Annotated in this window: 23 protein-coding genes; 7 read left to right on the forward strand and 16 right to left on the reverse strand. The window is 57.6% G+C overall.

The window, feature by feature from the left end; genetic code table 11:
- Positions 1-51 precede the first annotated feature (51 nt).
- Together ACN0VD_RS02305 and ACN0VD_RS02310 are read right to left on the reverse strand one after the other, a co-directional pair.
- A complete protein-coding gene (locus ACN0VD_RS02305; RefSeq protein ID WP_417591188.1) occupies positions 52-1,056 on the reverse strand; it encodes an NAD(P)H-dependent flavin oxidoreductase in 1,005 nt (334 codons plus the stop codon).
- A 111-nt stretch (positions 1,057-1,167) separates the two neighbouring features.
- On the reverse strand, positions 1,168-2,436 hold the full coding sequence (locus tag ACN0VD_RS02310; protein ID WP_417591190.1) for an aspartate kinase: 1,269 nt from the start codon (positions 2,434-2,436) through the stop codon (positions 1,168-1,170).
- 68 nt (positions 2,437-2,504) lie between these two features.
- Here ACN0VD_RS02310 and ubiG point away from each other — a divergent pair, with 68 nt between their 5' ends.
- Together ubiG and ACN0VD_RS02320 are read left to right on the forward strand one after the other, a co-directional pair.
- Positions 2,505-3,233, forward strand: coding sequence for a bifunctional 2-polyprenyl-6-hydroxyphenol methylase/3-demethylubiquinol 3-O-methyltransferase UbiG (gene ubiG / locus ACN0VD_RS02315; RefSeq protein WP_417591192.1), 729 nt, complete (start codon positions 2,505-2,507; stop codon positions 3,231-3,233).
- Entirely contained in the window at positions 3,233-3,673 is a 441-nt protein-coding gene (locus ACN0VD_RS02320) for a GNAT family N-acetyltransferase (protein WP_417591194.1), read from the forward strand. Before ubiG ends, ACN0VD_RS02320 begins: the two co-directional genes overlap by 1 nt.
- Positions 3,674-3,693: 20 nt before the next feature.
- Here the strand turns inward: ACN0VD_RS02320 and ACN0VD_RS02325 are convergent, their stop codons facing one another.
- The 7 genes from ACN0VD_RS02325 to ACN0VD_RS02355 all read right to left on the reverse strand — a co-directional run bounded on the left by ACN0VD_RS02325 (position 3,694) and on the right by ACN0VD_RS02355 (position 12,793).
- Positions 3,694-4,365, reverse strand: coding sequence for a glutathione S-transferase family protein (locus tag ACN0VD_RS02325; protein ID WP_417591196.1), 672 nt, complete (start codon positions 4,363-4,365; stop codon positions 3,694-3,696).
- An 86-nt stretch (positions 4,366-4,451) separates the two neighbouring features.
- A complete protein-coding gene (locus tag ACN0VD_RS02330; RefSeq protein WP_417591198.1) occupies positions 4,452-4,931 on the reverse strand; it encodes a hypothetical protein in 480 nt (159 codons plus the stop codon).
- A gap of 76 nt (positions 4,932-5,007) precedes the next feature.
- Positions 5,008-5,343, reverse strand: coding sequence for a VOC family protein (locus ACN0VD_RS02335; protein ID WP_417591200.1), 336 nt, complete (start codon positions 5,341-5,343; stop codon positions 5,008-5,010).
- 127 nt (positions 5,344-5,470) lie between these two features.
- Complete coding sequence (gltB, locus tag ACN0VD_RS02340; RefSeq protein ID WP_417591202.1) at positions 5,471-9,997, reverse strand: glutamate synthase large subunit; 4,527 nt, start codon at positions 9,995-9,997, stop codon at positions 5,471-5,473.
- A gap of 51 nt (positions 9,998-10,048) precedes the next feature.
- Positions 10,049-10,765 carry a DUF2059 domain-containing protein gene (locus tag ACN0VD_RS02345; protein ID WP_417591204.1) on the reverse strand — a complete coding sequence of 239 codons (717 nt, stop codon included), beginning with the start codon at positions 10,763-10,765 and terminating at the stop codon, positions 10,049-10,051.
- A 1-nt stretch (position 10,766) separates the two neighbouring features.
- Positions 10,767-11,330, reverse strand: coding sequence for a DUF2059 domain-containing protein (locus ACN0VD_RS02350; protein WP_417591206.1), 564 nt, complete (start codon positions 11,328-11,330; stop codon positions 10,767-10,769).
- Positions 11,327-12,793, reverse strand: coding sequence for an NAD(P)-dependent oxidoreductase (locus ACN0VD_RS02355; RefSeq protein WP_417591208.1), 1,467 nt, complete (start codon positions 12,791-12,793; stop codon positions 11,327-11,329). Before ACN0VD_RS02355 ends, ACN0VD_RS02350 begins: the two co-directional genes overlap by 4 nt.
- A gap of 270 nt (positions 12,794-13,063) precedes the next feature.
- On the opposite strand from ACN0VD_RS02355, the gene ACN0VD_RS02360 reads away from it, so the two are divergent.
- A complete protein-coding gene (locus tag ACN0VD_RS02360; RefSeq protein WP_417591210.1) occupies positions 13,064-13,861 on the forward strand; it encodes an undecaprenyl-diphosphate phosphatase in 798 nt (265 codons plus the stop codon).
- Between the two features lie 34 nt (positions 13,862-13,895).
- On the opposite strand, the gene ACN0VD_RS02365 is transcribed toward ACN0VD_RS02360, so the two are convergent.
- The gene (locus ACN0VD_RS02365) at positions 13,896-14,837 is read right to left on the reverse strand and encodes a complex I NDUFA9 subunit family protein (protein ID WP_417591601.1); all 942 of its coding nucleotides are present in this window, start codon (positions 14,835-14,837) and stop codon (positions 13,896-13,898) included.
- A 278-nt stretch (positions 14,838-15,115) separates the two neighbouring features.
- Here ACN0VD_RS02365 and ACN0VD_RS02370 point away from each other — a divergent pair, with 278 nt between their 5' ends.
- Together ACN0VD_RS02370 and ACN0VD_RS02375 are read left to right on the forward strand one after the other, a co-directional pair.
- On the forward strand, positions 15,116-15,319 hold the full coding sequence (locus ACN0VD_RS02370) for a DUF4089 domain-containing protein (protein ID WP_417591212.1): 204 nt from the start codon (positions 15,116-15,118) through the stop codon (positions 15,317-15,319).
- Positions 15,316-16,668 carry an AtzE family amidohydrolase gene (locus ACN0VD_RS02375; RefSeq protein WP_417591214.1) on the forward strand — a complete coding sequence of 451 codons (1,353 nt, stop codon included), beginning with the start codon at positions 15,316-15,318 and terminating at the stop codon, positions 16,666-16,668. The genes ACN0VD_RS02370 and ACN0VD_RS02375 overlap by 4 nt, the downstream gene beginning before the upstream one ends.
- A gap of 119 nt (positions 16,669-16,787) precedes the next feature.
- On the opposite strand, the gene ACN0VD_RS02380 is transcribed toward ACN0VD_RS02375, so the two are convergent.
- From ACN0VD_RS02380 to rbsK, 6 genes are all read right to left on the reverse strand, one after another.
- Positions 16,788-18,422, reverse strand: a complete 1,635-nt coding sequence (locus ACN0VD_RS02380) for an alkaline phosphatase D family protein (RefSeq protein WP_417591216.1) — start codon at positions 18,420-18,422, stop codon at positions 16,788-16,790.
- A 9-nt stretch (positions 18,423-18,431) separates the two neighbouring features.
- Positions 18,432-19,850: an amidohydrolase family protein gene (locus ACN0VD_RS02385; protein ID WP_417591218.1), complete on the reverse strand. Its 1,419-nt coding sequence runs from the start codon at positions 19,848-19,850 to the stop codon at positions 18,432-18,434.
- An 18-nt stretch (positions 19,851-19,868) separates the two neighbouring features.
- Positions 19,869-20,270, reverse strand: coding sequence for a nuclear transport factor 2 family protein (locus ACN0VD_RS02390; RefSeq protein WP_417591220.1), 402 nt, complete (start codon positions 20,268-20,270; stop codon positions 19,869-19,871).
- The gene (locus ACN0VD_RS02395) at positions 20,257-20,748 is read right to left on the reverse strand and encodes a VOC family protein (RefSeq protein ID WP_417591222.1); all 492 of its coding nucleotides are present in this window, start codon (positions 20,746-20,748) and stop codon (positions 20,257-20,259) included. The genes ACN0VD_RS02390 and ACN0VD_RS02395 overlap by 14 nt, the downstream gene beginning before the upstream one ends.
- A gap of 179 nt (positions 20,749-20,927) precedes the next feature.
- A complete protein-coding gene (gene fsa / locus ACN0VD_RS02400) occupies positions 20,928-21,581 on the reverse strand; it encodes a fructose-6-phosphate aldolase (RefSeq protein ID WP_417591224.1) in 654 nt (217 codons plus the stop codon).
- Positions 21,578-22,516 (reverse strand): ribokinase, encoded by a 939-nt coding sequence (gene rbsK, locus ACN0VD_RS02405; protein ID WP_417591226.1) that lies wholly within the window; start codon positions 22,514-22,516, stop codon positions 21,578-21,580. The genes fsa and rbsK overlap by 4 nt, the downstream gene beginning before the upstream one ends.
- Before the next feature lie 146 nt (positions 22,517-22,662).
- Between rbsK and ACN0VD_RS02410 the strand changes: the two genes are divergently transcribed.
- On the forward strand, positions 22,663-23,661 hold the full coding sequence (locus tag ACN0VD_RS02410; protein WP_417591228.1) for a LacI family DNA-binding transcriptional regulator: 999 nt from the start codon (positions 22,663-22,665) through the stop codon (positions 23,659-23,661).
- A gap of 171 nt (positions 23,662-23,832) precedes the next feature.
- Positions 23,833-26,331: a TonB-dependent siderophore receptor gene (locus ACN0VD_RS02415; protein ID WP_417591230.1), complete on the forward strand. Its 2,499-nt coding sequence runs from the start codon at positions 23,833-23,835 to the stop codon at positions 26,329-26,331.
- Positions 26,332-26,391 lie beyond the last annotated feature (60 nt).

Here is a 26,391-nt window from a genome sequence, read left to right on the forward strand (position 1 = left end):
ACTGTGTTAGCAAGGCAAGACGGATCGTGTCCGGCCTCCCGCGTCGCAGAGCTATCGCGCCAGAGCGGTTTCGGCTTGGTCGATCAGCGATTTGATAATTTCGGCCACGGATTCTTCGGCCTTGACCATCCCGACAGACTGTCCGGCCATGACACTTCCATGTTCAATATCGCCATCTATGACCGCTTTTCGTAACGCTCCTGCCCAAAAATGTTCAATTTGTAGCTGCGCTTCGCCCATTTCTATCTCGCCGGAATCCAGCAATTTGGCGACCTCGATCTGCTTGCGTGTAAATTCTTCGGTGCCCTTGTTTTTGAGCGCGCGGACCGGGATCACCGGCAGCCGCGGGTCGACCTGGACGCTGGTAATCGCGTCGCGGGCATTGCCGCGAATGAAGGCTTTCTTGAAATCCGGATGGGCAATCGATTCATGGGCGCAGACAAAACGGGTGCCGAGCTGGACGCCGCTGGCGCCCATTTCGAGATAGGCGGCGATCATTTCGCCGGTGCCGATACCGCCGGCGACGAAGACCGGCAGCTGATCGGCGATCTCCGGCAATATTTCCTGCGCCAGCACCGAGGTGGCCACCGGCCCGATATGGCCGCCCGCTTCCATACCTTCGATGACAATCGCGTCGACGCCCGACCGAACGAATTTCTTGGCCAGAGCCATCGCGGGGGAAAAGCAGATGACCTTCGCACCGGTCTCCTTGATCGCTTCCAGACTGCCCTTGGGCGGCAGTCCACCGGCGAGCACGACATGGCTGACCTGATGCCTGCCGCAAATGGCAATCAGTTCCATCAGATCGGGATGCATGGTGATCAGATTGACGCCGAACGGCTTGTCGGTGCGCTTTTTCGTCTCGGCAATCTCGGTGTCGAGCAGATCCGGCGTCATCGCGCCGCAGGCGATCACGCCAAAACCGCCCGCGTTGGAAATCGCGCTGACAAGATTGCGTTCCGATACCCAGGACATCGCCCCGCACATGATCGCGGTCTCGCAGCCGAGGAAATCAGTGCCGCGTTGCATGAGAGACTGAAGGTTGGATTGGGTCATATTTTTCTTTCTAGAGCCCTCTTCCCTTCAGGGGAGAGCGTTGGGAGAAGAGCATGGTTTCGCAAGGACTCCCCCTCCCTTGATCCCTCCCCTGAAGGGGAGGGAAAATGGTCAGGCCGCATCTTCGGCGTCCAGCCCATAAGCCGTGTGCAAGACACGCAGCGCCAGTTCGGTATAATCTTCCTCGATCAGCACGCTGACCTTGATCTCCGATGTGGTGATCGCCTGGATATTGACGCCGCGATCGGCCAGTGCCTTGAACATCGTCGAGGCGATACCGGCATGACTTTTCATGCCGACGCCGACGACCGATATCTTGGCGACATTGGTGTCGGGGATCAGGCGGTTGTAGCCGATTTTCTCCTTCGCACCTTCCAGCACCTGCGTGGCGCGGTCGAGGTCGACGCTTGGCACGGTGAAGGTCACGTCGGTTTCGCCTTTTTCGCGACCGACATTCTGGATGATCATGTCGACATTGATAGCGGCACCGGCGAGTGGTTCAAAAATATCCGCCACCGCGCCAGGTTTGTCGGGAACGCGGGTCAGGGTGATCTTGGCTTCATTCTTGTCATGGGCGATGCCGGTGATCAGCTGTCCTTCCATATCCTTATTCTCCATTTCATCTTCGCCGACAATCATCGTGCCGGGCAGATCGTCTGCGGTCCAATTGGTGTTTTCATCGGTGAAGGAGGACAATACCTGAATGCGTACCCCTTCTTTCATCGCCAGCCCGACCGAGCGGGTCTGTAGAACCTTTGCGCCAACGCTCGCCAGTTCGAGCATTTCTTCGAACGTTACTTTGTTCAGTTTCTGCGCGCGGGTGACGATGCGTGGGTCGGACGTATAGACGCCATCGACATCGGTATAGATATCGCAGCGATCTGCCTTGACCGCTGCCGCGATTGCCACCGCGCTGGTGTCGGACCCGCCGCGACCCAATGTCGTGATCCGGCCATCGTTGCCAATGCCCTGAAAGCCGGGAATAATCGCGATTTCACCACTTGCCATCGCTGCGGTCAGTTTCTCCGCATCGATCTCGTCGATGCGGGCCTTGCTGTGCGCCTCGATCGTGCGAATCGGCATTTGCCAGCCCAGCCAGCTGCGTGCCTTTGCGCCGAGAGACTGCAAAGCGATAGCCAGCAGGCCCGAAGTAACCTGTTCGCCCGAAGCGACGACAACGTCATATTCTGCCGGATCGTAGAGCGAACTGGCTTCCCGGCAAAAATTGACCAGCCGGTCGGTATCGCCCGCCATCGCGGATACAACCACCGCCACTTCATGGCCGGCATCGGCCTGTTGCTTGACGATCTGCGCCACCCTGCGGATACGTTCGATTCCGGCCATGGAGGTGCCGCCAAATTTCATCACTATGCGTGCCATGCTGCTGTCGGTAAAACTTTCGATAAAAAGGGCCTGAACAGGATTGAAAAGCCTGATAAAGAGGCGACATGACAAAGGCAAGTAGCACAATCAAGCCCGATGAAGCCGCGCATTTCGGTGCTCTCGCTGCGGAATGGTGGGACCCGAAGGGGTCTTCCGCCATGCTTCACCGGCTCAATCCGGTCCGGCTGCGCTATATCAGGGATGCGATTGATCTGCATTTTCATTGCGATTCCAGTCTGCTGAACCCGCTTGTCGGGAAAATGGCGCTGGATGTCGGTTGCGGTGCCGGCCTGCTTTGTGAGCCTTTGGCGCGACTTGGCGGGGACGTCACCGGCCTTGACGCCGCACCCGAGAATATTGCCGCTGCAAAAGCGCATGCCGAACCGCAAGGGCTCGCTATCGATTATCGCAACGAGGCAATCGAGGATTTCGAGGGCCGGGGCTTTGATCTGGTGACCTCGCTCGAAGTGATCGAGCATGTCGATGATCCGCAGGTCTTCGTCAACGGTCTGGCGGGAGCCTTGGCCGATGATGGTCTGATGATCATCTCGACGCCCAATCGCACTGCATTGTCGAAGCTGATGCTGGTCGAGCTGGCAGAGCGGACCGGACAAATCCCGCGCGGAACCCACCATCACGAGCAATTCATCACGCCGGGTGAACTGGAAAAGCTGCTCAACGCTGCCGGTCTCGAGGTCATCGATACCACCGGTCTGTCCTATAGCCCCTCGAAAGGCTTTGCGCTGTCCGACAATCTGGCGCTCAACTATCTGATGACCGTCGTCAAAGCCTGATGGTCGATGTCCGGCCCTATATGCTGTCGGACAAACAGGCCTGTCTCGCGATATTCGACGGCAATGTGCCGGATTTCTTCGATGCCACCGAGCGCGACTTGTTTGTCGAATTTCTCGACCGGCCGAAAGGGCAGTATTTCTGTATCGAGAAGGATGGCCGGATTCTCGGTTGCGGCGGTTTCGCCAGAGAAGATCGGGGGAAGGCGCGGTTCACCTGGGGCATGGTCGACCAAGCGCATCACGGCGATGGTCTGGGACGGCTGCTGACCGAGCACCGGTTGCAGGAAATTGTCAAAGCCGGCGACTATAAAGAGGCAGACCTGCCGACCACGTCCAGGGTCGCTCCCTTTTTCGAAAAATTCGGATTTGTTGAAACCGGCCGCGAGAAAGACGGCTTTGCGCCTGGCATGGACAAGGTGTTGATGATCAAGCCGCTTTAGCTATCACCTCCCATCGCGCGTCAGAAATCGACCTTTTCATAATGCGGCGGCGGCGCAATCACTTCCATCCGTTCGGACAGCAATGGGCGGAAGGAGGGGCGCGACTTGAACATCGCATACCATGCCTTGGTCTGCTCATGGCCGGCCCAGTCAATCGCGCCAAGATAGTCTGCCACCGAAATCTGTGCCGCGGCGGCGAGATCGGCGAGGCTCATTGTCGCCCCGGCCAGCCAGCTGCGGTGGTCGATCAGATAGTCGACATAATCGAGATGCGAATTCGCCCGGCGCATCGCTTCGCGCAAGATCTTGGCATCGGGTGGTTCACGCCGGACCAGTCTCTTGTGCATCCGTTCGTGCATCATCGGCGCCGTCACATCACCGTAAAATTGTTCGTCGAACCAGGCGACCAGACGCCGGATCTCGGCCCGGTTGATCGCCGTGCCATTGATCATCGGGACTTTCTCGACCGTTTCGTCGATATATTCGCAAATTGCCACACTGTCGACGAGCTGAATATCGCGCTCGCTATGCTTCATGACCGGCGTTCGCCCGGTCGGGTTCATCGCCAGAAATTCGTCGCGTTGATCCCACGGCGATTCGCGGACAAGCTCATAGCCGACCGCCTTCTCGCCCAGCAGCAACCGAACTTTGCGCGAAAACGGACATAAGGGGAATTGGTACAACTGCCACATGGGTTCGTGTTAGTCGCGAACAGGGGTTTGTGGAAGAGCTTTGATGCCCGATTTCGACATTGTCCGGGGGTCGGGTTCGGGCAACATTATTCCGACGCATCCATCCGCCGTTTCATCCGATTACCGATAGCCTGTAGCTGCGGAAGCAGTGCGCCAAATTCCGAAGCGATGATTCCCATCATCGCGGTGCCGCGGCGCATTTTGGCTTCCGCATCGCGGTCAAAATCCGGGTCATCGCGCCGGGCCAGATCGCCCAGCGTAGTATCGGGACTGATCGCGGAAAAGCGGTCATCGCCGCGCATATCTTCCGGCATCGCCTTGTCCATAGCCTGCGCAAATTGGCCAATCGGCAGGTCCATCATCGCCATCATGAAGCCCGACATCATCGAAACCATATTGTCCTGAAAGGCGGGATCGTTGAGCTGTTCGACCATCTTCGCTTGCGGTTGATGGTCCTGCGCCAGCGCGGGGCCGGCCAGGATCAGCGACGCGGCGGATATTGGTCCGGACAAGGGCAGGGTAAAGCGGCGCATGGGATATTCCTCGAGATGATCATCAATGGTCATCGGAATAGCAAATTACGCCTGATTCTCAGCTGAACCCGGGGAGGCCGGCCTGTAAAGACTTGTAACCGGCGGCTGTCTAGTCCGGCTGGTAGACCGCCAGCCGGTTGCCAGCCGGATCAAGACATTCGAATCGGCGTCCGCCGGGATAGGGGAAAATCCCTTTGACGATTTCGCCTTTGGCCGTTTTGACCTGTGCCAGCGAAGCTTCCAGATCGTCACTCTCCAGCGTCGGCATCGGAGCAACCGGTTCCGCTCCTGCGGCGATTCCGATCTGCACCGGTCCGCCTTCGACGGCGGCATAGTCCGGACCATAATCGGTGAAGGCAAAACCGAAGGCCCTTTCATAGAATGCCTTACTGGCGGGCAGGTCTCTGGCTTTCATTTCGAGATAGTTGGGGGTGATTGTGGGCATGCTCTTTCCTCTCCGATTCGGTAAAGGCAGAATAAGATCAGGAGAAGATCAAAACAAGAACATTGTCTGATATCCCCTGCGATAAGCTTCTGACTCAATATGTCCTCGAGCCTTCCAACTCATAGATTCACTCTGCCGCTTCCATCACCTCTTTATCCGATAAAGGATGATCGATCCGGCTGACCATTTCCTTCGGGCAGACCTGCCAGAAGCGATCCCGCCAGCGGTCCCAGTCGCGCAATATCGCTTCGGACCAGTTGCTGTCGGTGGTCTTTTGGTGCCGCTCGATCAGCGCGCGCAGATGCGCTTCCCAATAGGCGCTGTCGAGGCGCTGCCAGACGATGCTCTCGCCATTGGCCTGCTTCTCGAAATCGCCCTCGGTGTCGAGAACGAAGGCCATGCCGCCGGTCATGCCGGCACCGAAATTGCTGCCGACCGGGCCCAGGATGACGGCGTTGCCGCCGGTCATATATTCGCAGCCATTGGCGCCGCAGCCCTCGACCACGACATCGGCGCCGCTGTTGCGCACGGCGAAGCGCTCGCCCGCCTGTCCGGCTGCGTAGAGCTGTCCGGCGGTGGCGCCATAGAGCACGGTATTGCCGATGATCGTATTCTCCTGACTGACCAGCGGCGAGCTGACCATCGGGCGGACGACGATCTTGCCGCCGCACAGACCCTTGCCGACATAGTCATTGGCATCGCCGAACACCTCCAGCGTGATTCCCTGACAGAGGAAGGCACCGAGCGACTGGCCGGCCGAACCGCGCAGACGGATATGGACATGATCTTCGTTCAACGTGCTCATGCCATATTTGGCGGTGATTTCGGCGGAGAAGCGGGTGCCGACGGCGCGGTGGGTGTTGCGCACCGTATAGGTGAGCTGCATTTTCTCGCGCCGTTCGAACACCGGTTTCGCGTCGTCGATCATTTCCGCGTCGAGACTGTCCGGCACTTCGTTGCGCGGCGTGTCGATGTTGAAGCTGCGCTGGTCGTCGCGTGCATCGACCTTGGCGAGGATCGGGTTGAGGTCGAGATCGTCGAGATGCTCGGCCCCGCGGCTGACCTGACGCAACAGCTCGGTGCGGCCGATGATTTCGTCCAGCGAACGATAGCCGAGTCGCGACAGAATCTCGCGCACTTCCTCGGCCATATAGGTCATCAGATTGATCACCTTTTCCGGCGTGCCGGTGAATTTCTGGCGCAGCCGCTCGTCCTGCACACAAATGCCCACCGGACAGGTGTTGCTGTGGCACTGGCGGACCATGATGCAGCCCATCGCGACGAGGCTGAGCGTACCGATGCCGAATTCCTCGGCGCCCAGGATCGCGGCGATGACAATGTCGCGGCCGGTCTTCAGCCCGCCGTCGGTGCGCAATTTTACCCGGTGGCGCAGGCCGTTGAGAGTGAGCACCTGATTGGCTTCGGTCAGCCCCATTTCCCACGGCGTGCCGGCAAATTTGATCGAGGTCTGCGGCGACGCGCCGGTGCCGCCGGTATTGCCGGAGATCAGGATGACATCGGCATGGGCTTTGGCGACGCCCGCGGCAATCGTGCCGATCCCGGCCGAGGAGACCAGCTTGACGCAAACCTGCGCGCGCGGATTGATCTGCTTGAGATCATAGATCAGCTGGGCGAGATCCTCGATCGAGTAGATATCGTGATGCGGCGGCGGCGAGATCAGGGTGACGCCGGGGGTCGAATGGCGCAGCTTGGCGATAAATTCGGTGACCTTGAAGCCGGGCAGCTGGCCGCCCTCGCCGGGCTTGGCGCCCTGGGCGACCTTGATCTCGATTTCCTCGCAGGCGCCGAGATATTCCGATGTGACGCCAAAGCGGCCGGAAGCGACCTGCTTGATCGGGCTGGAGGCATTGTCGCCATTTTCAAACGGCGTGTAGCGGCGTTTCTCCTCGCCGCCCTCGCCGGACACGGATTTGGCCCCGATCCGGTTCATTGCGATGGCTAGCGTCTCGTGCGCTTCCGGGCTGAGCGCGCCGAGGCTCATGCCGGGCGTGTTGAACCGTTTGCGTACTTCGGTGATCGCTTCAACCTCGTCGATCGGCACCGGTTCGGGCGCATAGTTGAACTCCATCAGATCGCGCAGATAAACGGGTGCCATTTCGTGGACCGCTTGCGAGAATTGCAGATAGGAGGAGTAGCTGTCATGTGCGACCGCTGTTTGCAGCAGGTGCATCATATGCGCGCCATAGGCATGGGCCTCGCCGCCATCACGCTGCTTGTAGAAACCGCCGACCGGCAGGCGGACGACCGCCGGTTCAAAGGCCGCCTCATGCTTTTCCTGTGCGTTGATGAACAGCGATGCATAGCCTTCACCGGAAATCTTGCTCGGCATGCCGGGGAACAGGTCGTTGCACAGCGCGCGGGACAGGCCGACTGCCTCGAAATTATAGCCGCCGCGATAGCTGGAGATGACGGCGATGCCCATTTTCGACATGATCTTGAGCAGGCCTTCGTCGACCGCTTTCTTGTGGCGTTCGAGACAGGTGTCAAAGTCCAGATCACCGAACAGCCCGCGGGCATGGCGGTCGGCAATCGCCGCTTCCGCCATATAGGCGTTGACCGTGGTCGCGCCGACCCCGATCAGCACGGCATAGCAATGGGTGTCGAGACATTCTGCCGCCCGGACGTTGATTGAGGCGTAGGAGCGCAGCCCCTTGCGGACGAGATGGGTGTGCACCGCGGCGGTCGCGATGATCATCGAGATCGCCATCCGGTCTTCATCAATATGTTCGTCGGTAAGGAAAATTTCGGTCTTGCCCGCGCGCACCGCCTGCTCCGCTTCTGCCCGGATGCGGGCGAGGGAATCGCGGATTTCGATCGCGTTGCCGCTGGTGGCCATGGTGCAATCAATCTCGGCCACTGCATCACCGAAGCCCAATTTCAGCCTTTCCCAAAGCGCGCAGCTGAGCACCGGACTTTCCAGCACCATCACGTCTTCATTCTGGCTGTCCTGTTCGAGGATATTGGCGAGATTGGAAAAACGCGTGCGCAGGCTCATCACATGGCGTTCGCGCAGGCTGTCGATCGGCGGATTGGTGACCTGGGAGAAATTCTGCCGGAAAAAATGGCTGACCTGACGCGGCTTGACGCTGATCACCGCGAGCGGGGTATCGTCGCCCATCGAGCCGATTGCCTCCTTGGCATCCTCGACCATCGGCGCGAGGATCATTTCCATATCCTCCAGCGTATGGCCGGCGGCGGTCTGCCGGCGGATCAGCTCTTCGCGCGAAAAGCCCATGCCGGAATTTTCCGGTGCCGGCGGCAGGTCATCGACGGTCAGGAAGCCCTTGACCAGATCGGCATAAGGTTCTTCCGAAGCGATCCGGTCCTTGAGCTCGCGATCCTTGAACAGGGCGCCTTCGTCAAGATCGACCGCGATCATCTGGCCGGGGCCGAGCCGGCCTTTCTCGATGACTTGGCTTTCCGGGACCACGACCATGCCGGATTCCGAGCCGATGATCAGCAGATTGTCGGCGGTGACCGAATAGCGCAGCGGGCGCAGGGCGTTGCGATCCACGCCGGCAACAGCCCAGTGGCCATCGGTCATCGCCAATGCTGCGGGGCCGTCCCACGGCTCCATGACGCTCGCCATATATTCGTACATCGCCTGATGGGCGGGATCGATATCCGGATTGTTCTGCCAGGCTTCCGGCACCAGCATGATTTTCGCGGTCGGCGCATCGCGGCCGGAGCGGCAAATCGTCTCGAACACCGCGTCCAGTGCCGCCGTGTCCGACGAACCGGCCGGGATCACCGGCTTGATATCTTCGCTGTGGTCGCCAAAGGCGAGGCTCGCCATCTTGATCTCGTGGCTTTTCATCCAGTTCTTGTTGCCGCGAATGGTGTTGATCTCGCCATTATGGGCAAGGCAGCGGAACGGTTGCGCCAGCCACCATTGCGGGAACGTATTGGTCGAATAGCGCTGGTGGAAAATCGCCACCCGGCTTTCGAACCGGTCATCGGTCAGGTCGGGATAGAAAACCGACAGCGATTCAGCGAGAAACAAGCCCTTGTAGATGATCGAGCGGCAGGACAGGCTGCAGATATAGAAATCCTGAATCTGGGCTGCGATGACCTTTTTCTCGATCCGGCGGCGGATGAGATAGAGATTCTTCTCGAATTCGCGCGCGTCCTGCTTGTCCGGCATCGGACCGGCGATCATGATCTGCTCAATCTCGGGGCGGGTGTTCTGCGCTTTCTGCCCGATCACCGAGACGTTGACCGGGACCTGGCGCCAGCCGTAGATGGTATAGCCTGACTCGATGATCTCCGCCTCGACAATCGTACGGCACATTTCCTGGGCATTGAGATCGGTGCGCGGCAGGAAGATCATGCCCACGGCGAGCCGGTTGGGACGGACCTTGTGGCCGCTGTCGGCAATTGCATCGTCAAAGAAGCGTTCGGGCAGATCGACGTGCAGGCCGGCGCCGTCGCCGGTCATGCCATCGGCATCGACCGCGCCCCGATGCCAGACCGCTTTCAGCGCATCAATGGCCGAGGACACAACCCGCCGCGAGGGCTTGCCATCGGTTGCCGCGACCAGACCGACACCACAGGCATCGGATTCAAATTCGGGCCGGTACATGCCTTCGCGGGCTAGCCGTTCATGCTCGGGGGTGGGGTAATGGTTCGTCATTCAATTTCTCTCTTGATCCGGCTAAAGCATTTCGGCTTCCGCCATCGCGTCTTAAAATTCGTCTGCCGCGCGTCCGTCGCTGTCATCTTCATGCTCTTCCGCGCTCGTCGGCGGCGGCAAATGTGCCGTGGCTGCCTCCACTTTCTGCATGATGTCCGGCATCGCCCGCATCATCTCCGGTACCAAGCCCATCATCGACTCCATCATTTCCGGATCGACAAAAACCATCATATAATCACGGGCAAAGGCGGCGCCCGTATCGGTGGCGAAGAAGCTGTTCATCTCGTTCAGTTGGTCGACGGTGAATTTGCGCGCATAGATTTTCGTCAATGCTTCTCGGATCTCCGGCTCCATGCTGGTCATCAGCGTCACCATTTCGTCCATCATCACCCGGGTCGAGATTCGCATCCGTTCGTCAAAATGCGAATCGGCCGCGCGCGAATAGTCCGCCAAGGTCTGTGGTGCCCCCTCTTCGGGAACCGCGTCTTGTTTGACGGCGCTCGCGCCCGCGAGATCGTCCATGGTCATCGCGCCGAGGCTGGACAGCATGCTATCCATCACCTTGTCCATTGTGCCTCGCATCATGCGCTCATACGTACCGAGCGGGAAAAGATGATCGATGGTTCCGGCTGCCGCATCGAGACGGGCGGAGTCAGCCGGCGTCTCTTGTCCGGACGTCTGCGAAGAGGACGTCTCGCCCTGCGCCCACAGCGGGCTGGCAATAAAAAAGGCTGCGGCGGCTGCGGTTGCTTTGAAAATTCCATGCATTTCAAGAGGTCTCCCTGGTGAGAAGGTCGGACAGATATTCTTCGAGAACCGCCTTCATGCGTTCTTCGATACCGGGCAGGTGCTTGCGCATATTCTGCATGCCGACGGTCATCAGTTCTGTTTGCAGCTTAGGCCCTACGACCAGCGATTTCTGCATGACAGGGTCTTTGTGTATTTCGGTCAGCCGGTCCAGTTCGGCCGCCGAATAATAGCGGGCATAGACAAGGCCTGCTTCGATCCGGCTGTCCTGGGTGAACTCTTCCACCAGTTGATCCATTTCCTCGGCGAATGTGCTGCGCAGTTGTTGGAGCAGGTCATCGTCCAGCACGACGCCCTCTTTCTCCATATTCTGCGATAGAATTTCATCGAAGACCGCAAGGCTCATCGGAAGAGCCGATGCCTTGACCTGTTCGTCATATCGGGTGCTGTCGAGCAGCCGGTAGCTGGCTTCCACCGCCTCCCGTGCGGGGAAATTTTCTGCCGTCGGTTCTTCTGACGCACTCCGGCCATGCACGGGCGCAGACACTATCAAGGCCAGGCCTGCGATCAATGGTGTTTTGATCATGCCGCCACTCTTTCCGCCAGCTTCTTCTCTTTTAGAAAACGGTGCATATGTTCGGTGACATCGCGGCCATCCCGGATCCCCCAGACCACCAGGCTGGCGCCGCGGACGATATCGCCGGCGGCAAAAACGCCTTCGAGATTGGTCATCATCGACTTGTGATCGACGCGCAATGTACCCCAGCGGGTGACCGACAGGTCCGGCGAATCAAACAGGGTCGGCAAGTTTTCCGCGTCAAAGCCGAGCGCCTTGATGACCAGATCTGCATCGAGCGTAAAATCGCTATCCGGTTCGACTTCGGGGGAACGGCGACCACTGGCATCGGGCGCTCCCAATCGCATCCTGTTTGCCCTGACCGCGGTGACATGATCGGTGCCTTCGATTGCCTTGGGCGCAGACAGCCAGACGAATTCTACGCCTTCTTCCTCGGCATTGCGCACCTCATTTTGCGAACCTGGCATATTGGCGCGGTCGCGGCGATAGAGGCATTTGACCGATTTGGCGCCCTGCCGGATGGAGGTGCGGACACAATCCATTGCCGTGTCGCCACCGCCGATCACGACGACATTCTTGCCCTTGGCATTATAGCGGCCACCACCTGATTCGGGCCCGAATTCAGGTACATCATCGCCAAAGCTCTTGCGATTGGAAGCGATCAGGAAGTCGAGCGCCTCCTCGACCCCCGGCGCACCGACGCCCGGCATCTGGATGGCGCGTGGTTTGTAGACACCGGTCGCGATCAATATGGCATCATGCTTGTCGCGCAATTGCTCGAGTGTGGCGTCCCGTCCCACTTCGAAACTTTCGTGGAATTGGATGCCGCCATCCTTGAGCCGCTGGACCCGGCGCATGATCACCTGTTTCTCCAGCTTGAAGCCCGGTATGCCGTAGGTCAGCAGGCCGCCCGCGCGGTCGTGACGGTCATAGACATGTACGTCATAGCCGGCGACCCGCAGATATTCCGCCGCGGTCAGACCGGCAGGGCCGGCCCCGATGATGCCGACGGACTGGCCTTTTGGCCGGCCCGGCTGCAGCGGTTCGACCCAGCCTTCTTCCCAGGCGGTATCGGTGATATATTTTTCGACTGCGCCGATGGTGACCGCGCCATGACCGGAAAATTCGATCACGCAATTGCCTTCGCACAGACGGTCCTGTGGGCAGATACGACCGCAGATTTCCGGCATGGTCGAGGTCAGGTTGGACATTTCATAGGCTTCGCGCAACCGGCCCTCGGCGGTCAGACGGAGCCAGTCGGGGATATGATTGTGCAGCGGACAGTGGACGGAGCAGTAAGGCACGCCACATTGCGAGCAGCGGGCAGCCTGTTCTGCGGCTTTTTCGGGTGCATATTTGTCGGCGATCTCCTGAAAATCTTCCGCGCGGAGGCTGGGCGCGCGTTTTTCGGGATAGGCCTGACCGTCCTCGACAAATTTCAGCATTTCCAATTTCTGCGGGCTTTTTGCCATGCCAGATACTCGTTTCCCGTAAGTTATATGATTGCAACCAGCGCCGTTTCTGCCGGTGGTGACAGAGGGAATAACCAAAATGGCGGCTGGAGTCACGTATATTCTGATATATAGGTCAGTTATTATGACCTATATATGTCTTTTTCGGCGATGCATGACTCTTACAGTGGTCTCGTGCGCAGCGATTAGTATTATATCGGACCTATATTTTCCTCACGACATCCGCCTTGCAAAACGCTATTGCGCATCGAAACAATATACGGGCTGTCCATGACCTTTATTCAAATGCTGCTCCTCGCGATTGTGCAGGGCGTCACCGAATTCCTGCCAATATCCTCTTCGGGCCATTTGATCATACTGCCGGTGTTCACCGGTTTTGCCGACCAGGGGCCGATGATCGACATTGCCGTGCATGTCGGTTCGCTGCTGGCGATCATCACCTATTTTTTCAAGGATGTCTGGTCGCTTGGCCGCGGCGGCCTCGCCACGATCGGCGTCGGCCAGGCAGCGGCCGAACGACGGCTGTTCTGGTGGATCATCATCGGCACGATTCCGGCGGTCGTCGTCGGCCTGTTCCTGAAGACCGGCGGCTATCTCGACGGATTTCGCAGCACCACATTGGTCGGCGTCAATCTGATCGTCTATGGCATCCTGCTCGGGATCGCCGACCGGTTCGGACGGCAGGTCAAATCCTTCGAGGATGCGACCCTCAAGGACGGTATCATTGTCGGACTGGCCCAGGCGATGGCGCTGATTCCCGGAACCAGCCGTTCGGGGGTAACCATGACCGCCGCCCGCTTCCTCGGATACAGCAGAGTTGAAGCGGCGCGCTTCTCCTTCCTGCTATCGATACCGGCAGTGGCCGGCGCCGGCGTGCTGATCATTCCCGACCTGATGGGCGCCAGCACCGAACTGCTCAAGGAGGCGCTGATCACCGGCGCACTGACCTTTGTAGCGGCGCTGGCCACGATGACCTTCCTGATGCAGTTTTTGCGCAAGGCTTCGATGATGGTCTTTGTCGTCTACCGCATCGCCATGGGCATCGCGCTGCTCGCATTTTTTCAATAGACCTGCTTTTCCAAGCTTGTTTGTCGGGCGGCTTCTAGCTCGCTTTGGCGCGTGCGCCGAAGCGGCCATGGTTGGTATATTTTTCCATCCAGCCATGGGCGACCGCAGCGAGCGGGGTCGGTGCGACCCCAAAGGCGTCAAGCCCCTTAGCACCTGCCGCGACGATATTGTCATTCTGCAGCATCTTATACTGGTCTGATGTGATCGGTGTGCCGGGCAGGGCTGCCAGCATTTTCGCGGCGAAATCCGGAATATCGACAAACACCCTGTGGCGACCGGTCATTTTTGCAATCCGCCGGTTGAGGTCGCCCATGCTGATCATTTCCGGTCCGCCGAGCTCGAAGGTCTGTCCTGCGTAAAGTTCCGGATGGCTCATCGCTTCCGCCGCGGCATCGGCAACATCGCCGGCGAAGACCGGCTGGAATTTCGTGTTGCTGCCAATGACCGGCACGATGAGCAACATCTGGATCATGGCGGCGAAGCGGTTGATGAACTGGTCTTCCCGGCCAAAGATAATCGACGGCCTGAAAATTATCGCGTCGGGGAAGGCTTTGAGAACCGCCTGTTCGCCCTCGCCCTTGCTCCTGCCATAGCGGGACGGAGAGGCCGTATCGGCGCCAATTGCTGACATATGCAGCAACGTATGGCATCGCGCATGGGCGACCGCCTCGGCAACATTGCGTGCACCGTCGACATGGACCCGTTCGAAATTGCCATTCAATATGCCGACAAGGTTGACCACCCCGTCGCATCCATGGACCGCGCGGGCGACGCTGTCGGCCTTGGTAATGTCGGCGCTGACAAACTGGGTCTGACCGAGATTGCCCAGCGGCTTTATGTGAAAGGCGTTCTTGATATTGCGCTCGGCAATACGCAGGCGCGCGCCGCGGGCCATCAGGGCCTGCGCAATATAGCGGCCCAAAAAGCCGCCGCCGCCAAATATGCAAATCAATTGTCCGTCGAGATCCATGTCCATCATCCACTCGTGCCTTGGTTTCCGTTTAGCCTCTGCCCCAGCGCGGCGGCCGACGCAACAGGGGATTCTCCGTACCGGCAAGCATATATTGTCCTGCCGCAGCGCGCTTTCGGCCAATGATAGCACCCGCCGCCTGATCTGATGGCGGCTTCACTCGATTTTCCGTTAGTTACAGAGGAACTCGCGCCTATCGGCCGGGAGAATTAAGCATTTTCTTGTTCGTAGTCCGTTCATCGACTAAAGTCGGTGTCATAAAGTCAGGAAGCGGAAGAAAGACCATGGATTCGGAAGAGGAAAAGAGTTTTCAGAAACCCACCCGTTCTTCCGTCCGCTCCCGCCTTGCCGAAGCAGGCTACGAGGTGCCCGACAATTGTATCGACGGGATTATCGAAAATCTGGTGGTGTTGCAAAAACATGCGCAAACCGTTCGCCGGCTGCCCCTCGACGAACGACATGAGCTAGCTCCGAAGTATTTCCCATGACATCCTGCCATCGTCGCACAGCACAGGCAATCGCCGTCGACGTACGCGCAGGTCGTGTGTCTGCGCTTGATATTTGTCGCAGCGCAATCGCGCATATCGAGCAGTTGGGGAGCGAGCGAAGCGGTTTTACCCGGATATTCGAAGAGAGAGCATTGCATCGGGCAAAGGCGATCGACAATACCGTTTTGGCGGGTCTCGATCCAGGCCCTCTTGCCGGTGTTCCATTCGGCGTTGCCGAAATGTTCGACGTTGCGGTTGAACGCACGATGGCTGGCGCGCAGATAAGGAGTGGAGCGCGTTTGTCGGCGGCAGATGCCAAATCCATCCAGATGCTTGAACGCGCGGGCGCAATTCTGATCGGCACGCAAAACATGGATGAGTTTGGCTATGGCTTCGAGGGCGTCAATGCTCTCAGCGGTACGTCGATCAATCCCCACGATGAAAAACGCCTCGCGGGCGGAGCGTGTGGAGGTTCTGCGGTTGCGGTCGCTAGCGAGGCGGTACCTTTCTCGCTTGGCTTCGATGCCAATGGGCAGCTTCGTGTTCCCGCCGCCCTGTGCGGTATCATCGGCTTCAAGCCCACACATCTGGATTTTTCCCGTCAGGGAACCTATCCGTTCGTTCCCAGCCTTGACGACGTCGGTCCCTTGACGCGGGATCTTGACGATTTGATGCTCGTCCGTGACGTATTGCGTGATTTTGCCCCAGAAAAATGCGCGATTCCACGCGGTGACCTTCGGTTTGGACGCTTCGGTGGCTGGTTTGACCAAAATCTTGATGTCGAATTTCGAACCTTGATACAGAATCTCGTATCCGCCGTAGGCGGCCGGACGACCGAGCTGCAGCATGCCGAATTGGCCCGGGCGGCGGCTTCGCTTATTACCGGAGCGGAAGCAGCCAACCTGCATCGAACCATGGTGACGCGCACGCCCATGGGTTACGAACCCGCTACCAGAGATCGCTTCCTCGCGGCTCTGCTAATGCCTGCCGACGATTATTTGCAAGCAAAGCGCTTCCAATATTGGGCTGGCGGTCAAGCGGAAAAACAGTTCGAGTATAATGACGTCTATATTGTGCCGGCAGTGCCTGGGTCCGGTTCGGCTCCTCTCATCGAAGATCCCACCATAATGTTCGACGGGGTGGTCAGAACCGCAAGAAGTTACCTTGGAACTTTTACTCAGCCGATAAGCCTCATCGGACTGCCAACCCTCGTTGTCCCGTTGGTGCACGATGGCGCACTTCCGTTGGGAATTCAGCTGGTCGCGGCCCCCGGTGCAGATGCGCTGCTGTTCGCGGCGGCCCGCCAGCTTTTCGAAACCGGTCTGGTTGCTGTGCCCAAATTGCCTTGAGGCGCAAATTCTTCTGCTGCGCCGCCATCCTTCGTCTTGGCTGGAAGCAAAGCTTGGGTCTTACCTATGGCGTTTATCGCGTGGTTGATTTCTCTTTCGTGCGCTATTTCCGGTTCGGATCAGACCGCTTCAATGGACCGTTGATCCTTGCGGACGGCCAGTCGGTGCGTGCCGGCGAGTGCGAAGCTGCGGCGTGCAACTGTATCCAAGAACAGCCATTCGCTCACCGCGCGTTCGGGCGTCATATCCAGCGTCATATAGCCGCGCTGACTGACGTCGCACCACCGCAGATTGGGCGACGCCTCAACGAAGCTGTTACTGATGCGCCGCGCGTCGTAACCGGGCGCTGCCTCTTCTATCCCCGGCGACGTCACGCTGTGGGTAGCAAATTCCACGCCCGCTTTTTGGCCGTCTTCCACCAGGTCATAAGCCCAGCCGTTATGCGTATCCCCTGCGATGAAGATCAGATTGGCATCGGCTTCCTGCGCGCTTGTGAGAAAGCGACTGCGCGCAGCGGGATAGCCGCCCCATGAGTCGAAATTTACGGGGAGCCCGAGACTGGTGGCCAGAGCTGCCATTTCGACAAAACGGCGATTGCCGGCAGAGCCGGAACCGGCGACCCATTCGACTGCCTCTGGCGGCATTACATTGCTCGACAGGACGGTACCGCTTCCGACAATTTGCCAATGTTGCTGCCGTGACGTCGATTCTTTTAGCTGATTCGCGAGCCAGTTTTCCTGCTGGCTACCCATCATCGTTGCAGCCGGATCAAGCCACGGGCCGTCCCGAAATCTCTTCAAAGCCGTCAGCGGATCGGCTTCTTTATGAAGAGCACTGACGCTGGGCGCCTTTGACCGGGCCAGAATTCGTGTTTCAGTACGGTGGAACCGGGCGAGATTGCCAATGTCATAATATTCCCACGGTGTGTCGGACACCGGCATCCATTCACGATAGGCCTGAACCGCGGCAGCTTTGCGCAGTACGAAATCTCCCTTATCAGCGGAGTGACCGCTCGATCCGCCTTCCCAGCTGTTATTCGCGATCTCATGATCATCCCACAAGGCAACCATGGCATGGCGTTGATGCAAGCGCTGCAAATCGGGGTCGGCACGATAGCTGGCGTGGCGAATGCGATAGTCTGCTAGATGGAAGGCTTCCGCGTCCGGCAGTGGTCGGCCCGGCACCGCATCCTTCAGCGCCGGATAGGTGCCGGGTCCATATTCATAATAATAATCGCCCAGATGAATGGTAAGATCTATGTCATCGCGCTCCGCAGCGTGACCATAGGCGTTGAAATATCCATAAGGCATGTTGGCGCAAGAAAAGATAGCGATCCGATACTGGTCTACTGCTCCATCAGGCAGAGTGCGTGTCTGTCCGACCTGGGAGCGGGTTCCATCAGCCGCTATGAACCGATAGTAATAGCGGGTTTTCGGACGCAAGTTGTCGACCGTGATTTTCACTGTCCAATCGCGAAAGGCACCGGTGCGCGCTGCGCCTCCACTCACGATGCGACGGAAATCGGGATATTCTGATATTTCAACTTCCAGTCTGCCGATATCGCTATGGTCGGGGATATATCGTGTCCAGAGCAGTACCGATGTTGAACCGGGTTCTCCACTGGCTATGCCGTGCGTAAACCCGCGAGCATGCGTCAGGCTGTTGAACGCCATCGCACCGCCGCTCATCGACAGCGCCCCAAGACCAAAGCTGCCCAACTTGAGGAGAAGACGACGATCAATTGAGGATAACATTATTAACTCCTATGAGAAGGGTGTGCTGACGCGTGTTCCACCCACAATGGGCCAGGGTGATTCGAACGGCAGGCCTGCACGCTCGATCAGGGCTGTTCCGGATTCCTGCACTTTTGCAAAGAAGTCATCCTCGTCAATTCGTGTCGAGCGTCCTCCCTCGATCAGGCATTCTCCGTCAATCCATACGCTGTTTACGCCACGGCCATCTGCTGACCAGACAAGCTGGTTAACGGGATTAAGCAGCGGGCGCAGTTCCGGCCGATTTGTGTCATGGAAGATGAGATCGGCCCGCTTGCCCACTGCAAGCGATCCGATGATATCGGCAAGGCCCAGCGCTTCTGCCGCGCCGATCGTGATCATTTCCAGCATCTGGTGGCAGGGAAACAGCTTATTGTCCTTCCGCAGCATCTTGAACAGTCCGGCTGCGATTGGCATCTGGCGCATCAGGTCGCAGTCATAACCATCGGTTCCCAATAACATCGGTACACCGCGCGCTACCAATTCGGGCTGCCGGCCCGATCCGGCAACATCAAAACCTCCCTTGATCGCGGCAAGCGGGCAGAAAATGATACCCGAACGATGCTCGACCAACAGGTCGCATTCGCTCTCGCTGAGATGCGTCACATGGGTCAGCAACATGTTTGGACCCAGAACGCCGAGATCGGCGAGATGTTCAACGGGCCGTCGCCCGTAAGTCGCCAGATACCAGTCGGTATCGTTCTGGTAGGGACTCATATGCGCCGTTATGCAGCTGCCGTCGCGATCTGCGATTGATTTGGCGGCATGCCATACGCCATCTGAATGGACGTTGTGACCAATCAGTATTGGCCAGGCTTCGATACGGTTGGAAGCGCCGGCGGGCCAAGCCTTTGTTGCCCGTTCAAGGCCTTCGATCGCAACATGTTCCAGCTCCGCGGCATCCTGGGTGTCGTCGAACGCACGGCCTTCGGTCCACGGAGATACCCGCGCCCGGATGCCCAGCATGTCCAATCCGGCGACGGCTTCGTCAAGGTGACGGACGGTACCGGCTTCGATGAAGCAGGTAATTCCGCATTTCAGCATTTCCAGCGCGGCGAGTTTTGCCGACACATGTTCGTCTTCCGGCTTGTGAGAAGCGAATCGTGGCAAGACCCATCGTTCGAAATTGGCCGGATCACGATAGTCGACTGTATCGGGCATGAAGCCGCGTGTCAGCGGATCGCCGGTGATATGGACGTGACCGTTGATGAAGCCAGGGGTAATTATCTGCCCGTCGGCATCGATCGTTCGGCGTCCGCAGTAGCCGGATTGGACATCGGCTGATGATCCGACAGCAACGATGAGGCCGTCATCAATCGCCAGCGCACCATCAATGATGATATGGCGATCGCTGTCCATGGTAATGACAGTCGCGCCCGTGATCAGCGTATCGACGTTTTTCTGGACCATCTGCGACCCTCCTTTTATTCAGGCATCCCCGTCTGGCGTTACCGGTGCCATTTCCATTTGCTGGAGATAGGTGAGTCCGTCCCAATAATCGACCCGCGCGCAAACGAGCTGATCGCGTATTGTAATGATCATGACGCCGTCGATCGCGATCGGATGGCCCGCATCGGTTGCTGTCATTCGATAAGGAAGTGCAACGCGATTTCCCGTCGCGAACGGATCACAGGGAGTGTAGGACAAGCCTGCAAAGCGTTCGAGGAAGCTCGCGAGCCGCTCACGATACTGGGATTTCCCCTGAAACCGGCTTCCGAGCGCGCCCATCTGATCGTTACGGAAATCTTCCGTAACACAAGCGGCAACCCGGTCCGGGTCGCCGCTCGCAAAGGAATCGAGATAAGCTAGAGCGATCTCAAGTGGCGTCACTCGACCAAACTTTCCGGGCCGTTTCGTAGACGCCCTGATCATATGAAAATTCTACCGTATTGCCGTCAGGATCCTTCAGGAAGCATATATATCCGACTGGAGCAGGCATTTGCGTCGGCCCTAATGCCAGACATCCGTCTTCCTTGCCCATCGCCGCCAGACGGTCGACGTCTTCACGTGCCATCACCTCAATGCCGATATGCGCGAAGGGACCAAGCGTGCCGTGCTCGGCTGGAGCGAAGGGATCCATGCCTTCAAAAAACTGCGCGAGAACGAGGACAAAGGGTGATTCAGCATCTTCCCGGTCGGCCATCCACGCCCCATAGCCCTGACCATCCTCGTTGCGCGACAGAACTTCCAGATGCGTATATTTCTCATACCAGGCGATTGTCTTCTCGATATCCTTAACGATCAGCGCCAGATGCGTCCAGCGTTGCCGCGGCGGATGGATTTCATAGTCCGTGTGTTTTTCAGTCATTTGGGCTCTCCTGTTATCGTCTGGCCTTTCGGTTCATCCAAAGGCCTTGTTTGTCTGTGGACTCCCAGACGAAACGCCTAGGTCGGAAATATAGGGCATCGCGAAGCACCTGTTTTGACTATAGATGTGCCGCCATTTGCACATGGCATACCGATCCCTTTGCCTTTCAGGGACCCTCATCATAAGATTGACTGATCCGTTTTTGCCCAATCAGCGAGAAATCCCTCAATGCCTTTTTCGGTCAGTATATGTCTGAACAAACCCTCGATGACGGCGGGCGGGGCGGTGATTGCATCAGCGCCAATTTTTGCGGCTTCTAATATATGGATAGCGTGTCGCACGCTCGCGACCAGAATCTGGGTGTTATAGTCATAATTATCATAGATCAGGCGGATGTCAGCGATCAGCTGCATGCCGTCAAAGCCGTTGTCGTCGTGCCGTCCGACGAAGGGGGAAACAAAAGTCGCACCCGCCTTGGCAGCGAGCAGTGCCTGTGCAGCGGAAAAACATAGAGTGACGTTGACCATCGCACCCTCATCGGTCAGCGCCTTGCAGGTTTTGAGGCCGTCTATGGTCAGCGGAACCTTGATGCAGACATTCTCAGCGATTTTGCGCAGGACGTTTGCCTCTTTCATCATCGTGGCATGATCGAGAGCGATGACTTCGGCCGACACCGGTCCGTCGGTAAGCGCGCAAATTTCCTTTGTCACTTCGATGAAATCGCGTCCTGATTTGTTGATCAGTGACGGGTTCGTAGTGACGCCATCGATCAAACCGGTCGCAGCCAGTCTCTGGATATCAGCGATTTCAGCGGTGTCGGCAAAAAATTTCATGAATGGGCCAGCCCGTCCGTCAGAACCGGTTCGTGACGCGACATGAACTGGTCGACGTCTTTCATGGTCGGGATGCTCTTTCGAGCGTTCGAGCGAGTCACGGAAATCGCGGCGGCGGCATTGGCTGCCTCGACGGCAGATTGAATGCTGGCTCCTCCGGCGGTCAGTGCCGCAAGGAAACCACAAAAAATATCGCCCGCGCCTGTGGTATCGATTGCGTCGACCTTATAGGGCGCGATTCGCTGTTGCCAGCCGGGCTTGGACAGCAGGCATCCGTCCCCGCCCAGCGTTACGATAACCATGCCGACACCAGCATCGAGGAGGGCGGCGGAACCTTCTTCTCCTGTCGCAGCGCCGTCGCTGAGAATTCTCAATTCATGCTGATTGGGAATAATGATGTCGAGGTCGGACAGCCAGGCGGGAAGCTTGACGGACGCGGGTGCAGGATTGAGGATGACGCGTACACCATGGGAACGTGCGATACGCACAGCTTCTGCCACCGTTGGCAATGGCACTTCCAGTTGTAACAGCACCACATCCGAATTCGCGATCAGCTCTTCGGCTGCTTGTACGGCCTCCACCGTCAACCGGCTGTTTGCGCCGGGCGCGACGACAATCATATTGTTGCCGTCACTGTCGACGATCACCGATGCCAGCCCTGTCGTGGCATCGGGAATGGTGCGGACGTATCGACAATCGACGCCATGACTCTCAAGATCTGCTAGAGCGCTTTGGCCAAAACTGTCTCCGCCCACACAACCGACCATCGTAACCGCAGCTCCCGCTGCCGCGGCGGCCACTGCCTGGTTGGCACCCTTGCCTCCCTGCGCCAGGACATAGTCGGATTGGCCGATTACGGTCTCATTCGACATCGCAAATCGATCGACGGACATAACGATATCTGAATTGATGCTGCCTATTACCGTCACACGCATATTAAGGGCCGATCCTGCTTGTCATTTGCTCAGCTCAGTTCAGCTAATTGACATAAACGTTTAAGTCAACCTATTGACGCACGGTTGCAGGCAATCGATCTTGAGCATAGACGACGGCTCGGCCTCCCTTTCAAGGAACGGTGTTTATGGATAAAAAGAAGATTCGGCCCAAGCGTGCGACATTGCAGGATATTGCGACCGAGGTCGGCGTATCAATCACGACCGTCTCCTATGCCCTCAACGGTACAGGCGCAGTAGGCGCGCATATTACCAAGCGTATTCGCGCAACAGCCAAGCGCCTGAACTACCGTGCCAACCATTCGGCAAAAGCTACGCGCACGGGGAAAACGCGCACCATCGGATTGATTCTGCCGGATTTGACCAACCCCTTTTTCCCTCTGCTGGCCCAGTCGATCCAGCAATCGGCAAACGAAGCCGGCTATGCGGTTTTTCTGATTGATTCCTGTAACGGTGTAGAGGCGGAGAGGTCGGGCGCACACGACCTGCTGGCCCGGGGTGCTGACGGGATCATCTGGTGCCCCACAACTGGCGACGACAGCCTTGCGGAGTTGCGCGAAGAGATCCCGATCATCGTGGTTGATCGCCCTCTGCCCGATTATGACAGCGTAGCGGCGGATTGTTACGATGGCGCGAGTCAGCTCGCAGATTATCTTTTTGAAATCGGGCATCGTAATGTCGGGGTCGTCACCGGACCAATGGCGCTTGCCAGCGCACAACTGCGTGCCGAAGGCTTTATCAACCGGTTCTGCGAGCACGGGGCTATCGATTGGCAGGAAGAGAATCCTTTCTCCATCGACCTGTCACGCCAGGTGCGCGATCAACTTGCGGATAGCGAGAGCAGTGTGATTGTGTGCGGTAATGATCTGATTGCTCTGGGTGTTATCCGTTTCCTGCATGAAACCGGCCATCGCGTCCCGCAGGATATATCGGTTGCAGGTTTCGACGATATTAGCTGGGGCCGCTTTACCACGCCCAAGCTAACCACCGTGAAACAGCCCTTTCTGGCTCTCGGAAAGCAGGCGTTCGAGTTGCTGGCTCGCCGAATCGACGGAGACGATAGTCCGCGAACCCTGCTTCAGCTCGATATGGCGGTGGTTAAGCGCGATTCGGTTCTTCAACGTTAGGGCTTCGGCACGTGTCGGCATTCAATATTCTCGCGCGATCAATGGCATTCAGCCAAATGCTTGACATTAGGGGCGAGATCGCGCAGACCTCGACAGGTTAAACGATTAAGCTAATTTGGGAGAGACCATACGAGCGCCGAATCAAGGGGCCGTAGAGTCGGAGGGGACAATATGACAAGGATTGCACAATTTAATGATCCAGACGCCGCCGTAATGAGTGCGCCCCGGCGCCGGACACGCGCATGGCTGCTCGCGGCTGCTGCCACGATCGTCGTTACGACACCAGCCTTCGCGCAAGAAGCAGATGAAGAGACTGGAACGGACGAGATTGTCGTTACTGCGGATCGCGCGGGCCTGTTCAAAGAACGTAACAGCGCGACAATCGGCGGTATCAGCAAACCACTGACTGAAACGCCACGATCGGTTAGCGTCGTCAGCGAGCTGACCCTGGATCGCTACGGCATCGAAGATATTGATGATTTCATTACCACTTCACCCGGAACGTTCAGCGGCAGCTTCTTTGGGGTGCCCGGTGCGGTCAGTATTCGCGGTACAAAGGCGGACAATTATTTCCGCGGCTTCCGCCGTACGCAGAATAGTGGCTTGTATCCTGCCCCGATAGGTTCCAGCTCACGCATCGAACTGGTGCGCGGTCCCACGCCGGCGATCCTCGGCTCGGGGAGTATGGGCGGTCTGATGAATATCTATCCGAAGACCGCGGTTCTTGATGAAAAGTCGCTTGCCGCCGGACCGGAAGCGATCGTCGGTTTCACCATTGGCAGCTACGACAAGAAGGTCGCAACATTTGAATATAATCATCCCTTCTTGCTTGGCGGACGCAAGGCCGGGGTTTCATTGTATGGCGAGTTTGAAGATTCCAAGGATTTCGTCATCGGGCGTAAACCCCAGCACGAATTGGTGCAGGCATCCTTTCTGCACGAACTGCCAAATGATTTCGAAGTCGAAGTCGGTGGAATGTATCTCAACACCCGGGGATACTATCAGAATCCCGGCTGGAATCGTGTGACGCAGGATCTCGTCGATAACGGGACCTATATTACTGGCCGTGATACCGATCTTCAGGATACCGATGGCAATGGCCGCCTGACACCAAACGAGATTGATGCATCCGTTGGTCGTTTTTTTGGTCTGTCCAATATTCGTCAGTTCATAGACTATGGCGGTACCGCGCCCGCTGTCCCTGGAACAGCGTTCGATCTGGATACGGGAGTCGGCACCACCCAGCTTAGTCGCCGCCAGCAGTTCATTTCGCCTGGCCAGGAAGTCCAGAATGCGGAAACCTTTACCGGCTATTTCGATCTGACCAAGACATTCGACAACTCGACGCTGAAAGCGCAGCTCTTTTATGAGAATGTGGACGCCCGTGTGTTCGTGTCATCCGGCTTCGCCACCCAGATCGATTCGGCAGTGTTCGAGGCACGCCTCACATATCAGCACAAGTTCGAGATCAGCGATGCCGTAAAGCTGGAATTCTTCACAGCAGCGTCACACCGCATCTATGACGCTCTCGCGCAGGCAAACTACAATGGGGGTTTCTTAACTCTGGACAGGCGCGATATTTCGGTCGGCGCCATGCCAAATGATATTCTCGATAGTCCCTTTTCAAGCGAACCGGGCAATATTGGCATCGAATGGGAGCGTAATCAGGAGTCGCGAATCAAAACGACGGGCCTTGCTGGCGTTCTGGATCTTACCTTGTGGGATGCGCTGTCGATTAACGGCAGCGGTCGTTACGACCATTATAGTGCGCGATCGATTGATACCGGCACGGTGATTTTCAACCCGGCCGACGCCAATACGTTGTTTCACTCCAAAGAGGACGATTTTTCCTACGCAATCAGCGTCAATTACAAGACGCCATTCGGGTTGGTCCCTTATTTCACCTATGCGGAAAGTTCCGTTCCGTCGACTGACGAGGCCGGTGGTGCACCAGCCCCAAGTGTTCGAAGTGGCTCTCTGTTGCGTGACTCAAAGCTGACAGAATTGGGCGTGAAGTTCGCTACGCTGAACAAGCGGGTCGAAGGCTCGCTCGCATATTACAAGCAGAAACGGGTGGTTAGAGATCCTTTCGGCAATTTCATCGGTGAAACTGGCAAGGGATGGGAAGCCGAGCTTCGCGTCCTCTTGTCCGACTATTTTACCTGGACGGGCACGGCAACGATCCAGGATTTCACTATCGGAGCTCCGGGGACCTGTGGTTCGGGTCAGGGCGAATTCGTGGTGTTGCCACCATCCCGTCTGGGTCTTACGGGACAGCAGGCATATGGTGGACTGTTTGCTGCGTTGAACGCGAGCTGCTTGACGGAGCTCCAGAATGGCTATCGCCGTAATGTTACGCCGAAAGAAGTCTATTCGACGTTCATTACCTATACGTCTCCGGAACTGTCTTTCGGAACGATCGGGGGAACATTAGGCACAACCTATGTTTCGAAGACCGGCGGCAAGATCGACGGGGGAGTGGTTCTGCCATCCTATTTCAATACGCGAGCGGCAGCTTTCGTCGAAGTAGGACGGGTGAACCTCACGCTTAATATCGACAATCTCTTCAACGAGAAATATTTTACTCCGCTTCAGGGTGTATATGAAGAAGTTGGCGTCATGCCCAATGCAGGACGCACCTTCCGATTGACCGGAAAATACCGGTTCTGAATATGACAGGTCCGGCGATGCCTGGCATTGCCGGACCTTTCCATTCTCCGACGATGAAAG

This window comes from Parasphingorhabdus sp. (assembly GCF_048267785.1).
GTDB lineage: Bacteria > Pseudomonadota > Alphaproteobacteria > Sphingomonadales > Sphingomonadaceae > Parasphingorhabdus.